Source organism: Cupriavidus respiraculi (genome assembly GCF_914271545.1).
Taxonomy (GTDB): domain Bacteria; phylum Pseudomonadota; class Gammaproteobacteria; order Burkholderiales; family Burkholderiaceae; genus Cupriavidus; species Cupriavidus respiraculi.
Map to the genome: position 1 here is coordinate 533,665 of NZ_CAJZAH010000002.1, position 13,338 is coordinate 547,002.

Consider the following 13,338-nt stretch of genomic DNA (forward strand, 5'->3'; position numbering starts at 1 on the left):
ACGTGAATCCGACTCCCGCGAACTCCGCGAATGCCGTAGTCCGGCTGCACCCCAACGACAACGTGGTGATCGCCAAGGGCGATCTGTCGCTTGGGCAGACCCTTCCCGAGCTGGCGCTGCGCGTGCGCGCGCAGGTGCCCGCCGGCCACAAGATCGCCGCCTGCGCCATCGCGGCCGGCACGCCGGTGCGCAAGTACGACACCGTGATCGGCGTCGCGGACCGCGATATCGCGCCGGGCGACCATGTGCACTCCCACAACCTGAAGCTGGTCGATTTCTATCGCGATCCGGCGTTCTGCCAGGACGTGCGCCCGGTCGACTACGTGCCCGAGGCCGAACGCGCGCGTTTCATGGGCTTCGTGCGCGAGGACGGGCGCGTGGGCACGCGCAACTTCATCGGCATCCTGTCGTCGGTGAACTGCTCGGCCACGGTCATCAAGCATATCGCCGCCCACTTCACGCCGGAGCGGCTGGCGGCCTATCCCAACGTCGACGGCGTGGTCGCGTTCGCGCAGACCAGCGGCTGCGGCATGTCCTCGCCCAGCGAGCACTTCGACGTGCTGCGCCGCACGCTGGCCGGCTATGCGCGCCATCCGAACCTCGCCGGCGCGCTGATCGTGGGGCTGGGCTGCGAGCGCAACCAGGTTGCCTCGCTGGTCGAATCGCAGGGCATGGTGCCGGGCGAGCGGCTGCGCACGCTGGTGATGCAGGATTCCGGCGGCACGCGCGAGACCATCGCCGCGGGCATCCGCGCGGTCGAGGCCATGCTGCCGGCGGCCAACGCGGCGGTGCGCCAGTCGGTGTCCGCCAGCCACCTGAAGATCGGCCTCGAATGCGGCGGCTCGGACGGCTTTTCCGCGATCACGGCCAACCCCGCGCTGGGCGCCGCGATGGACCTGCTGGTGCGCCACGGCGGCACCGCCATCCTGTCGGAAACCCCGGAGATCCACGGCGTGGAATTCATGCTCACGCGGCGTGCGGTAAGCCCCGAGGTGGGCCAGAAGCTGCTCGACCGGCTCGCCTGGTGGGAGCGCTACACCGCCGGCCAGAACGCGCAGTTCAACGGCGTGGTCGGCCACGGCAACCAGCAGGGCGGCCTGGCGAACATCTTCGAGAAGTCGCTGGGCTCCGCGATGAAGGGCGGCACCACGCCGCTGCAGGCCGTCTACGAATACGCCGAGCCGATCGACAAGCCGGGCTTCGTCTTCATGGATTCGCCGGGCTACGACCCGGTGGCCGCAACCGGGCAGATCGCCAGCGGCGCCAACCTGATCTGCTTCACGACGGGCCGCGGCTCGATGTTCGGCTCCAAGCCCGCGCCAACCATCAAGCTCGCGTCCAACACGCGCATGTACGAGAAGCTGCGCGACGACATGGACATCAACTGCGGCCTGGTGCTCGACGGCGCGCTGTCGATGGAGCAGATGGGGCAGCATATCTTCGACCATATCCTGCGCGCGGCCTCGGGCGAGCCGACCAGGAGCGAACTGCTCGGCCTGGGCGACCACGAGTTCGTGCCCTGGCATCTGGGCATCGTCAGCTGAGCGCGCCGTTCCACCTCGAGACCGGGCCATCGATGGCCCGGCCGGCATCCCTGCACGCTTTCATGCACGCCCCCATGTCCGCTTTCCAGTCCGCTTTCCAGTCCGCCTCCATGTCAGCCTCCATGTCCGCATCCCCGTCCGCTTCGACGCCCGCTCCCCCGGCCCTCACCCTCGCCAACCCCGCGCTGCTGCGCGCGCGGAACTTCATCGGCGCGCAATGGCGCGATGCCGGCCGGGGCGCTCGCATCGATGTCCTCGATCCCGCCACCGACACCGTGTTCGCCAGCGTGGCGGACAGCGATGCCGACGACGCCCGCGCCGCGGCGGACGCGGCCCACGCCGCGTTTCCCGGCTGGAGCGCGCGCCCGGCGCGCGAACGGGCGCAGGCGCTCAAGCGCTGGCATGCGCTGATGCTCGAGCATCGCGACGACCTCGCGCGCCTGATCTCCACCGAGCAGGGCAAGCCGCTGCACGAGGCCCGCGGCGAGGTGCTCTACGGCGCTTCCTACGTGGAATGGTTCGCCGAGGAAGCCACGCGCATCTGCGGCGATATCGTCGAGCCGGCCGTCACCGGCCGCAGCATGCTGGTGCTCAGGGAGCCGGTAGGGGTGGTGGCGGCGATCACGCCGTGGAATTTCCCGCTGGCGATGATCGCGCGCAAGATCGCGCCGGCGCTGGCCGCGGGCTGCACCGTGGTGGCCAAGCCGGCCGAGGACACGCCGCTGACCGCGCTCGCGCTCGTGTACCTGGCCGAGCTCGCCGGCATGCCGGCCGGCGTGCTCAATATCGTCACCGCCTCGCGCGCCAACACGCCCGCGGTCGTCGACGCGTGGCTTGCCGACAGCCGCGTGCGCAAGATCACCTTCACCGGTTCCACGCCGGTCGGCAAGCATCTGGCGCGCGAATCGGCAGGCACGCTCAAGAAGCTGTCGCTGGAACTGGGCGGCAACGCCCCCTTCATCGTGTTCGAGGACGCGGACCTGGATGCGGCCGTCGACGGCCTGATGGCGTCCAAGTTCCGCAATGGCGGCCAGACCTGCGTCTGCCCCAACCGCGTCTACGTGCACGAGGCCGTGCACGACGATTTCGTCGAACGGCTGGCGCGCCGCGTCGGCGCGCTGCGCGTGGGCCCCGCCACCGAGGAGAACGCGCAGATCGGCCCCATGATCAATGCGCGCGCGGTGGACAAGATCGCCCGCCATGTCGAGGATGCCGTCGCCCTCGGCGCGCGCATCGTGACCGGTGGCGAGCGGGTGCGCCGCGACGATGGGCCCAACTACTACGCGCCGACCGTGCTGATCGACGCGACGCCGGCCATGGCGCTGTCGTGCGAGGAAACCTTCGGCCCCGTCGCGCCGATCTTCCGCTTCCGGCACGAGGACGAGGTCGTCCGCGACGCCAACGACACGCCCTTCGGCCTGGCGGCCTACTTCTACTCCAACGACGTGCGCCGCATCTGGCGCGTCGCGCGGGCGCTGGAGACCGGCATCGTGGGCATCAACGAGGGCGCCATCGCGTCCGAGGCCGCGCCCTTCGGCGGCGTCAAGGAATCGGGCTATGGCCGCGAGGGCTCGCGCCACGGCCTCGACGATTACATGCACACCAAGTATCTTTGCCAGGGGCTGCTGGCGTGATGCCCGCCTGACCCCCATCGCCCTTCCCCTCCGACACCGAACACGATGCCCGCACAGAACCCTTTCAAGGCCGCGCTGGCCGCCCGCCAGGCGCAGATCGGCCTGTGGATGTCCATGGCCACGCCCTACCTTGCCGAGGTCTCGGCCACCGCCGGCTTCGACTGGCTGCTGATCGACGGCGAGCACGCGCCCAACGATCTGCGCGTCACGTTGCAGACCCTGCAGGCGGTGGCGCCCTACCGCTCCCATCCCGTCGTGCGCGCCGTGGCCGGCGACGTGCCGCTGATCAAGCAGCTGCTGGACATCGGCGCCACCACGCTGCTGGTGCCGATGGTCGATACCGCCGAGCAGGCCGCGACGCTGGTCAGTGCCATGCGCTATCCCCCGCGCGGCATCCGCGGCGTGGGCAGCGCGGTGGGCCGCGCCTCGCGCTGGAGCCAGCGCACCGACTATCTCGACGTGGCCGACGACGAAGTCTGCCTGCTGGTGCAGGCGGAGACGGTCACGGCGATGGACAACCTGGAGGCCATCTGCGCGGTCGACGGCGTCGATGGTGTCTTTATCGGCCCGGCGGATCTCGCCGCGTCGATGGGCCATCGCGGCCGGCCGGCCCATCCCGACGTGCAGGCCATGATCGAGCGCGCGATGGCGACCATCATCGCCAGCGGCAAGGCGGCCGGCACGCTGACGTCCGACCCCGCGCTGGCGCGACGCTACCTGGAGCTGGGCTGCACCTTCGTCGCCACCGGCGTGGACGTGCTGCTCTATGCGGGCGCCGCGCGCAAGCTGGCCGCCGACTTCCTCGGGGGCGAGCGGCCCGCCGCCACGCCGCCCTCCGCCGCGTACTGATGATCTCCAGCGACGATTCCCTCCAGCGACAAGCCATGCCTCGACCCCTTCCCGACGCCGACACCACCCTGAAGGCCATGCAGGCCATCGTCGGCGACAACGCCTGCCTCAGCGGCGAAGCGGATACCGCCGCCTTCGTCACCGACTACCGCCGCATCTACCGCGGCAAGGCCCGCACCGTGGTGCTGCCCTCCACCACCGAACAGGTCAGCCAGGTGCTGGCGTGGTGCCATGCGCACGATGTGCCCGTGGTGCCCCAGGGCGGCAATACCTCGCTGATGGGCGGCGCGGTGCCCGACGACAGCGGCGCCGCGGTGGTGATCAATCTGCGCCGCATGAACAAGGTGGTGGCCATCGACACCATCAACGACACCATGACGGTGGAGGCCGGGGTCACGCTGAACGCCGCGCGCACCGCCGCCGAGGCGGAGAACCGGCTGTTCCCGCTGCGCATCGGCTCGGAGGGCTCGTGCCAGATCGGCGGCAACCTGTCGACGAACGCGGGCGGCACCGCCGTGCTGCGCTACGGCAATATGCGCGACCTGGTGCTCGGCATCGAGGCCGTGCTGCCGGACGGTCGCGTCTATTCCTCGCTGCGCGGCCTGCGCAAGGACAATACCGGCTACGACCTCAAGCACCTGTTCGTCGGCGCCGAAGGCACGCTGGGCATCATCACCGGCGCGGTGCTCAAGCTGATGCCGCAGCCGCGCTCCAGCGCCGTCGCCTTTATCGCGGTGCACAGCCCGCAGGCGGCGGTGAAGCTGCTGAGCGAGGCCAAGCGCATGGCCGGCCCGGCGGTGACGGCGTTCGAGCTGATCTCCGCCCCGGCGCTGACGCTGGTGCTGGACTACCTGGGCAATGTCGCCTCACCGCTGCCCGACAGGCACGACTGGATGGTGCTGATCGAGCTGAGCTCGGGTTCGGACGCCGACACGCTGAATGCCAGCCTGATGGAGATCCTCGAAGCCGGCCTCGAAAGGGGCCTGGTGGTGGACGCGGCCGTGGCGTCGAGCCTGTCCGACGCCCAGACCTTCTGGCGCATCCGCGAGGAAATCTCGGACGCACAGACGCGCGAGGGCGGCAGCATCAAGTGCGATGTGTCGGTGCCGCTATCGCGCATCGCGGACTTCATCGAGAACGCCTCGGCGCGCGTGCTGGAGCGCGAGCCCGCCGCGCGCATGGTCATCTACGGCCATATGGGCGACGGCAATGTCCACTTCAATCCGCTGCGGCCGAAGGACCGCGCCGCCGCCGACTTCCTCGCGCAGTGGTACACGCCGATCTCGGAACTGGTGGACTCCATGGCCCATGCCGAGCATGGCTCCATCTCCGCCGAGCATGGCATCGGCGTGGCCAAGCGCGACGACCTGAAGCAATACAAGTCGCCGGTCGAGCTCGAAGTGATGTGGCAGATCAAGCGGGCGCTCGATCCGAAGAACCTGATGAATCCGGGACGGGTGCTGCCCCGGATCGACTGAGCGGCAGGGGGCCGGGCCGCGCGGCCTGCCCCTGCCCGTCCCGCGCCGCGCCGCTAGACGCGCATGCTGGCGCTCGCCAGCATCTGTTCGTAGATGAAGCACTGCAGCAGCGCGGCTTCCCTCTCCTCCAGCACATCGAAGGCCACGCCGAAAGCCGGAAACTCGGCATCGCCCTGGTCGGCGACCGCGCCGCGGGCCCACGCGTCCACCGTCAGCTCGCTGTCGCCGGCGGCGGTACGCAGGGAAAAACGCAGGCGCAGCGCCGCGCCGACCGGCGGCGCCGGAAAGGATGTATGGACCTGCGCCCCGCCCGCGCTCAGGTCGGACAACACCGCGAGCCGGCCCTTGCCTTCGGCGTCGTTCGGCTCCGCGGCCGGGTCGATGATGTAGGCGGCCAGGCGCGTCGGCACGCGGGCGCTGCGGCGCACCGGCAGTTGCTGCACCTGTTCCGGGGCCGACAGCACCAGGTAGCGGAACGGCGTGCGGCACACGGCGGTGACCGTGCAGCTGAAGCTCTGGATCGCCTGGCCGGAGAAGCCGCGCAGCAGCACCGTCTCCCCCGCCTGGAACTGGATCTCGCGTCCGCCCAGCTGCGGCCAGCTGACGAACAGGCCCTGGTCGATGAAGCCGATCAGCCGGCTGGCCGCGGCGCGGCCGACATCGTCGGGAGACTTGATCTGCAGGAGCGTGCCGACCTGCAGCCCGAGCGGCCCGGCCTTCGTGCGGCCGGACGCCTCCTCGCCCTCGGGTTCCGCGTCGGGCCGGCATACCGAGCCATGGCGGAACACCAGCGCCACGTCGCGTCCGTCGGGAATCACGCTGCCGCTGCCCAGCAGCAGGTTGCCCTCTCCATCGAGCAGGGACCAGGGCAGCGGCTGGCCCACGGGCAGGTCGTTTGGTGTCAGGGTAATCATGGCCTTCCGAATTGAAACGCCTTGGGGGCAAGGCGCGACGTTGGCTCCCCGGGGTTGTGTCGAACGTTGCGACGCAGTGGAAATCCATTTCTCTGCTCCCTGCTATCGGCGCGAAACGGCGAAGGTTTAACGCGAAGGTGGGGACACCCCACTTGACGGGGGCATGGGGCGGTCGGCACAATGCCGAAGCTGTCAGACAGCCTGACATATCCCCTGATTCCCTTTTACGTTGGAAACCCTCAGCCGCCCCTCCTCCCTGGCAAGCCGCATCGCGGACGCGCTGCGCGCCGATATCGCCGCGGGCCGCTTCACCGCGGGCGCCCGGCTGCCTGCCGAAACCGGACTGGCCACCGCCTTCGGCGTCAGCCGGCCGATCGTGCGCGAGGCCATCGCGCAGTTGAAGGCCGATGGCGTGCTGGTCACGCGCAAGGGATCGGGCGCGTACGTCTCGGAGACCCCCGGCGGCATGGTGTGGCGCCTGCCGGGCGGCCCCACGCTGGCGCAACTGTTCGAGCTGCGGATGACGGTGGAGACGGCCTGTGCCGGCATGGCCGCGCGGCGCCGCACGGCGGCCGACCTGCGGGAGATCGAGGCGGCACTGCATGCGATGCACGACCATGCCGGCGACTTCGCCGGCGCGGCCGCGGCCGATGTGGCCTTCCACCATGCCATCGCCCAGGCCGCCCACAATCCCTGCTTCACCGGCCTGACCGATTTCGTCGGCCAGCACCTGCTGGCCGCGCGCCAAGCCGCCTGGGAAAACGCGGCGCGCTTTCGCGGCGGTTCGCACGAGGCCGATGCCGAGCACGCGGCGGTGGTGGCCGCCATCGCGAAGGGCGACGCCGAGGGCGCGCGGCAGGCCGCCTGCCGGCATCTGGAGGGCGCGGCACGCCGCATGGGCCTGACGCTGGACTGACACTGAATGACACCGACTGACACTGGACGAACGCTAGCCAAAGACATGACAACAGCCATGGAACAAGTCGACTGCGTCGTGATCGGCGCCGGAGTGGTAGGACTGGCGGTGGCCCGGGCGCTGGCCCTGCGCGGTCGCGAGGTGGTAATCCTCGAGGCGGAGAACGCCTTCGGCACCATCACCAGCGCGCGCAACAGCGAGGTCATCCATGCCGGGATCTACTACCCCACCGGCTCGCTGAAGGCGCGGCTGTGCGTGGCCGGCAAGGCCATGCTGTACGACTACTGCGCCTCGCACCACATCGCGCACCAGCGCTGCGGCAAGCTGATCGTGGCCACCAGCGAGGCGCAGGTCGCCACGCTGGAGGGCATCCGTGCCAAGGCCGCCGCCAATGGCGTGGACGATCTGCGGCTGCTGACCCGGGACGAGGCGCAGGCGATGGAGCCGAACCTGCAGTGCCATGCGGCGCTGCTGTCGCCGTCCACCGGCATCGTCGACAGCCATGGGCTGATGCTGGCGCTGCTGGGCGACGCCGAAAACGCCGGCGCGATGCTGGCGGTACAGTCGCCGGTGCTGTCGGGCGCGGTCACAGCCGAAGGCATCCAGCTGGAAGTCGGTGGAGACACGGCCACCACGCTGCTCGCGAACACGGTCGTCAACTGCGCGGGCCTGACCGCACCGGACATGGCGCGGCGCATCGCCGGCATGCCGGCTGACCGCATTCCGCCGCAGTACTACGCCAAGGGCTGCTATTTCACGCTGGCGGGCCGGGCGCCGTTTTCCCGGCTGATCTACCCCGTGCCGGAAGCCGCGGGCCTGGGCGTACACCTGACCATCGACCTGGGCGGACAGGCGCGCTTCGGCCCCAACGTGCGCTGGATCGACGACATCGAATACCACGTGGACCCGGCCGACGCCGACAGCTTCTACGGCGAAGTGCGCCGCTACTGGCCGGGACTGGCCGACGGCGCGCTGCAGCCGGGCTACGCCGGCATCCGGCCGAAGATCAGCGGACCGGACGAGATCGCGGCGGACTTCCGGATCGATGGCCCCGCGGCGCACGGCGTGCCGGGGCTGGTGCATCTGTTCGGCATCGAATCGCCGGGGCTGACGTCGTCGCTGGCGATCGGCGAGATGGTCGCGGGCATGGTATAGAGGCCCCGACGCGACCAGTCGAAGTACCGCCCACTGATTGGCGAACAGGCACGTCGATGCGATGCATGTCCCTCCATAGCACTTCAAGCAACGGAGAACCTACATGTCTGAACTGAACAAGTCTGTTCTACGCAAGGCCAATGCAGCGGTCACCGCCGGCGATATCGAAGGCTTCCTGTCGTATTGCGCGGAGGACATCGTGTGGACTACGGTGGGCGCGGAGACCCTGTCCGGAAAAGAGGCCGTCCGGAAATGGATGGTGGAGGCGTATGTGCAACCTCCCAAGTTCACGGTGGACCGCCTGATTGCGGAGGAGGAATTCGTCGCGGCTCTCGGCCACATCATGTCGAAGGACGAGACGGGCAAACCCGTTACCTATTCCTATTGTGACGTCTGGCGCTTCAAGGACGGCAGGATGGTGGAGCTGAAGGCCTATGTCATCCCGGTAGGCGAATGAGACTTGAGGCGGCGATGTCGCCATGCCGGGCCGGGACGCCCGTACCGGCGCCACGCCTACGAAGGGCGTGTATGCCCTGACGGCTCGGCCCGGAAGCTCATCCACGCGCAGGCGGCGCCGGCCAGCGCGGCGAGCGCGGCCAGGCCGAACGTATGCGCGGGCGCCAGCGCCTTCCAGGTCCAGCCCATCGCCAGACCGCCCAACGTCCCGCCGACGCCGTAGGAAATGCCGGTATAAAGCGCCTGCCCCCGACCCTGCAAAGGTCCGGCAAACCAGTGCTGCAGCCGCTTCAGGCTGGCGCTGTGGTGCGCGGCGAAAGTCGCCGCGTGCAGCACCTGCACCGGGGCCATCAGCCACAGCAGTTCGGCGAGGTAGCCGGTCAGGCCGAAGCGGATCGCGGCCAGCACGAAGGTGCCGGCCAGGATCCAGCGCAGCGGCCAGCGCGCGAACATCTGGCCCTGATAGAAGAAGAACACGATCTCGGCCACCACGCCGATGGTCCACATCGCGCCGATCGCCACCTTGCTGTAGCCCAGCGTCTCCAGATAGAGCGAATAGAAAACGTAGAGCGCGGCGTGCGCGAACATCATCAGGAAGGCCGATGCCAGGAACCACGCCACGTCCGGGCGGCGCAGCAGCGGCAGCGCGGGCGGCGGCTTCACCCGGGGCCCCTCGGGCTCGGCGTCGCGCATGCCGAACACCACCACGGCGAACAGGCCCAGCATGGCGCTGGCGAACCACGGGAACGCCGCCATGCCCGCATGCTCGAACAGCACCCCGCCCAGCAGCACCGCGGCGACGAAGCCCACCGAGCCGAACATGCGGATGCGCCCGTAGCGATGGTCGAACGCCGCGTGGCGGCGCAGCGTGGAGATGGTCAGCGCATCGCCCAGCGGCGACATCGCGCTGGTGATCAGGTTCAGGCCCACCATCAGCGCCATCATGCCGCCGTAGCTGGTCACGCCCGGCACGGTGAGGAACACCAGCACCGAGGCGACGGCCGTGAAACGCAGGATGCGCACCCGTGTGTGCATCACGTCGGACAGCCAGCCCCACAGGTAGGGACCGACGATGCGGCTGACCTGGAAACAGCCCATCAGCACGCCGATCTGGACCGGCGTAAAGCCGCGATGGGCGAAGAACAGGCTCAGGTAGGGAGAAATGACGCCGACGTAGCCGTAGTACCCGAGATAGAACAGGCCGAAGCGCGTGATGGGCACGGCGTGCGCCGGCGCCGCGGGCGCCACGGTCTGGCCGCCCAACTCAGCGCGGCTGCTCGGGGGACTGCGCCGGAATCTTCGGGGTATCGACCTTCACGTCGCCGCATTGCGCGCGATGGCGCAGGGCGTGGTCGATCAGCACCAGCGCCAGCATGGCCTCGGCGATGGGCGTCGCGCGGATGCCCACGCAGGGATCGTGGCGGCCGAAGGTCTCCACCGTGGCCGGTGCCCCCGCCTTGTCGATCGACTCGCGCGGCGTGCGGATGCTGGAGGTCGGCTTGATCGCGAGCGACACGGTCACGTCCTGCCCGGTCGAGATGCCGCCCAGCACGCCGCCCGCGTTGTTGCTGCGGAAGCCCTGCGCGGTCAGCTCGTCGCCATGCTGGCTGCCGCGCTGCGCGACGCTGTCGAAACCGGCGCCGATCTCGACGCCCTTGACCGCGTTGATGCCCATCATCGCATGCGCGATATCGGCGTCCAGGCGGTCGAACAGCGGCTCGCCCAGGCCCACCGGCACCTTGCTGGCCACCACCTCGATGCGCGCGCCGACCGAATCGCCGTCATGGCGCAGCGCGTCCATATAGGTCTCGAGCTGGGGCACGATATCGGCATTGGGCGCGAAGAACGGATTCTCCGGCACGTGCGACCAGTCGACGAAGGGCACCTGGATCTCGCCCAGCTGCGACATATAACCGTGGATCTCGGTGCCGTACTGCTCGCGCAGCCACTTCTTGGCGATCGCGCCGGCCGCAACCACCGGCGCCGTCAGCCGCGCCGACGAGCGGCCGCCACCGCGCGGGTCGCGGATGCCGTACTTCTGCCAATAGGTGTAGTCGGCATGGCCGGGGCGGAAGGTCTCGACGATATTGCCGTAGTCCTTGCTGCGCTGGTCGGTGTTGCGGATCAGCAGGCAGATCGGCGTGCCGGTGGTCCGGCCTTCGAAGACGCCGGACAGGATCTCGACCTGGTCCGGTTCCTTGCGCTGGGTCACGTGGCGGGACGTGCCGGGCTTGCGGCGGTCCAGGTCGATCTGGATGTGGGCCTCGGTCAGCGCCATGCCCGGCGGGCATCCGTCCACCACCGCGCCGATGGCCGGGCCGTGCGATTCCCCGAAGGTGGTGACAGTGAAGAGCAAGCCGAGGGTATTGCCGGACATGATGGGACCGCACAGGAATTGGAAACGGCCTCCATTGTAAGGCCATTGCCGCGCGCGTCCGGCCGGCGCGTTCGCCGGCCCCGCCCTAGCGCCACTCGCCGCGCAGGCTCTGCACCACCTGCCGCAGGCCCTCGGGCGTGGCCAGTTCCGGTGCGATGGGCTCGCCGACCACCAGTTCCAGCCGGCTGAGCACGCCACGCCGGAAGGGCCTTGTCATCGCCGCCCCGCCCTTGCGCGAGAAGAAGCTGCCCCACAGCCCGCGCAGCGCCATCGGCACCACGGGCACCGGGGTGCGGCGGATGATCTGCTGCACGCCCTGGCGGAAGGGATTCAGATCGCCGTTCGCGGTGATCTTGCCCTCCGGGAAGATGCAGACCAGCTCGCCTTCGCGCAGGGCCTCGGCGATGCGGTCATAGGCCCGCGCCAGCATCTGCGGGTCTTCGTGCGCGGGGGCGATGGGGATGGCCTTGGCCTGGCGGAAGAACCACGACAGCAGCGGCACGCCGAAGATGCGGTAGTCCATCACGAAGCGCACGGGACGCGGGCTCGCCGCCATCAGCACCACCGCGTCGGCAAAGCTCACATGGTTGCAGACCAGCACCGCGGCGCCCTGCGCCGGAATCCGCTCCGCATTGACGCGCTTGAGGCGGTACACGGTATGCACCAGGATCCAGGCGACGAAGCGCAGCAGGAATTCGGGCACCAGCGAGTAGATGTAGACCGCCACCAGCGCATTGAGCAGGCCCACAGTCAGGAACAGCTCGGGAATGGTGAAGCCGAACTGGAACAGCACCATCGCCATCACCGCCGAGGCGATCATGAACAGGCTGTTCAGGATATTGTTGGCGGCGATGATGCGGGCCCGGTGCGTGGGCATGCTGCGGCTCTGGATCAGCGCGTACAGCGGCACGCTGTAGAAGCCGCCGAACATCGCCAGCAGGAACAGATCCGCCAGCACGCGCCAGTGGCCGGGCTGGGCCAGGAAACCGGCCACGCCGCTGAGCGCCGCATGGCTTTCCCCGCGGCTGGCGAAATACAGGTCCACCGCGAACACCGTCATGCCGATGGAGCCGAACGGCACCAGCCCGATCTCCACATGGCGGCCGGAGAGCCGCTCGCACAGCAGCGAGCCCACGCCGATGCCGATGGAAAACACCGCGAGCAGCAGCGTCACGACGTTCTGGTCGCCGCCGAGGATGGTCTTGGCAAAACTGAAGAACGACGTGAGAAACGTCGCGCCCAGGAACCACAGCCACGAAATGCCGAGCAGGCTCAGGAACACGGTGCGCTCCGTGCGCGCCAGCTTCAGGTTGCGCCAGGTCTCGGTGAACGGATTCCAGTTGATGCGCAGCGCCGGCTGCGGCGCCGGCGACAGCGGCACGCGGGCGCAGACCAGGCGGCCCGCCACGGCCAGTGCAAGGCAGGCCGCGCCCACATAGGCCGGGCCGACCAGCGCGCCATCGCGCTCCCACCCGGCCAGTTCGCCGCCCACCAGCGTGCCCAGCAGGATGGCGACGAAAGTGCCCATTTCGACGAGGCCGTTGCCGCCCACCAGCTCCGTGCGGTCCAGGTGCTGCGGCAGGTAGGCGAACTTGACCGGCCCAAACAGGGTCGAGTGCAGGCCCATCAGGAAGGTGCCCAGGTACAGCAGCGGCGCGCTGTGCCAGACGAAGCCCGCCATGCCGAGCACCATGATCGCGATCTCCAGCGACTTGACCAGCCGGATCAGCCGCGACTTCTCGATCTTGTCGGCGATCTGCCCGCTGGTGGCGGAGAAGAGCACGAACGGCGCGATAAAGATGGCCGAGATGAGGAACGCCGCGCTCTGCGCCTGCACGCCCTCGAACAGCGCCGTGTGGTACGTCACCAGCGAGGTGAAGGCCACCTTGAACACGTTGTCGTTCATCGCGCCGAGGAACTGGGTCCAGAAGAACGGCCCGAATCGGCGCTCGCCCAACAGGCGGAACTGGCTATGTTGGCTCATGGGGGGATGACAGGGAAGATGCGGGAGCGGG

At 69.2% G+C, this 13,338-nt stretch carries 11 protein-coding genes; 7 read left to right on the plus strand and 4 right to left on the minus strand.

Going from position 1 to position 13,338, the window contains the following annotated elements; all coding sequences use genetic code 11:
* The first annotated feature begins 2 nt into the window (after positions 1-2).
* The 4 genes from LDO27_RS10115 to LDO27_RS10130 all read left to right on the plus strand — a co-directional run bounded on the left by LDO27_RS10115 (position 3) and on the right by LDO27_RS10130 (position 5,505).
* Positions 3-1,544 (plus strand): UxaA family hydrolase, encoded by a 1,542-nt coding sequence (locus LDO27_RS10115; RefSeq protein WP_224041525.1) that lies wholly within the window; start codon positions 3-5, stop codon positions 1,542-1,544.
* A 122-nt stretch (positions 1,545-1,666) separates the two neighbouring features.
* Positions 1,667-3,178: an NAD-dependent succinate-semialdehyde dehydrogenase gene (locus LDO27_RS10120; RefSeq protein WP_224041526.1), complete on the plus strand. Its 1,512-nt coding sequence runs from the start codon at positions 1,667-1,669 to the stop codon at positions 3,176-3,178.
* A gap of 45 nt (positions 3,179-3,223) precedes the next feature.
* Entirely contained in the window at positions 3,224-4,027 is an 804-nt protein-coding gene (hpaI, locus tag LDO27_RS10125) for a 4-hydroxy-2-oxoheptanedioate aldolase (protein WP_224041527.1), read from the plus strand.
* A 77-nt stretch (positions 4,028-4,104) separates the two neighbouring features.
* Positions 4,105-5,505: an FAD-binding oxidoreductase gene (locus LDO27_RS10130; protein ID WP_224042513.1), complete on the plus strand. Its 1,401-nt coding sequence runs from the start codon at positions 4,105-4,107 to the stop codon at positions 5,503-5,505.
* Between the two features lie 53 nt (positions 5,506-5,558).
* On the opposite strand, the gene LDO27_RS10135 is transcribed toward LDO27_RS10130, so the two are convergent.
* Complete coding sequence (locus LDO27_RS10135) at positions 5,559-6,419, minus strand: flagellar brake protein (RefSeq protein ID WP_222201319.1); 861 nt, start codon at positions 6,417-6,419, stop codon at positions 5,559-5,561.
* A gap of 229 nt (positions 6,420-6,648) precedes the next feature.
* Here LDO27_RS10135 and LDO27_RS10140 point away from each other — a divergent pair, with 229 nt between their 5' ends.
* The 3 genes from LDO27_RS10140 (at position 6,649) to LDO27_RS10150 (ending at position 8,947) form a co-directional block, all read left to right on the plus strand.
* Positions 6,649-7,335: a FadR/GntR family transcriptional regulator gene (locus LDO27_RS10140; RefSeq protein WP_224041528.1), complete on the plus strand. Its 687-nt coding sequence runs from the start codon at positions 6,649-6,651 to the stop codon at positions 7,333-7,335.
* A 57-nt stretch (positions 7,336-7,392) separates the two neighbouring features.
* On the plus strand, positions 7,393-8,490 hold the full coding sequence (locus LDO27_RS10145) for an NAD(P)/FAD-dependent oxidoreductase (protein ID WP_224041529.1): 1,098 nt from the start codon (positions 7,393-7,395) through the stop codon (positions 8,488-8,490).
* 103 nt (positions 8,491-8,593) lie between these two features.
* A complete protein-coding gene (locus tag LDO27_RS10150; protein ID WP_224041530.1) occupies positions 8,594-8,947 on the plus strand; it encodes a nuclear transport factor 2 family protein in 354 nt (117 codons plus the stop codon).
* A gap of 56 nt (positions 8,948-9,003) precedes the next feature.
* Here LDO27_RS10150 and LDO27_RS10155 read toward each other — a convergent pair whose 3' ends face one another.
* The 3 genes from LDO27_RS10155 to LDO27_RS10165 form a co-directional block, all read right to left on the minus strand.
* Positions 9,004-10,209 carry an MFS transporter gene (locus tag LDO27_RS10155; protein ID WP_224041531.1) on the minus strand — a complete coding sequence of 402 codons (1,206 nt, stop codon included), beginning with the start codon at positions 10,207-10,209 and terminating at the stop codon, positions 9,004-9,006.
* A 1-nt stretch (position 10,210) separates the two neighbouring features.
* Complete coding sequence (aroC, locus tag LDO27_RS10160) at positions 10,211-11,323, minus strand: chorismate synthase (RefSeq protein ID WP_224041532.1); 1,113 nt, start codon at positions 11,321-11,323, stop codon at positions 10,211-10,213.
* An 85-nt stretch (positions 11,324-11,408) separates the two neighbouring features.
* Complete coding sequence (locus LDO27_RS10165) at positions 11,409-13,307, minus strand: MFS transporter (protein WP_224041533.1); 1,899 nt, start codon at positions 13,305-13,307, stop codon at positions 11,409-11,411.
* Positions 13,308-13,338: the final 31 nt, after the last annotated feature.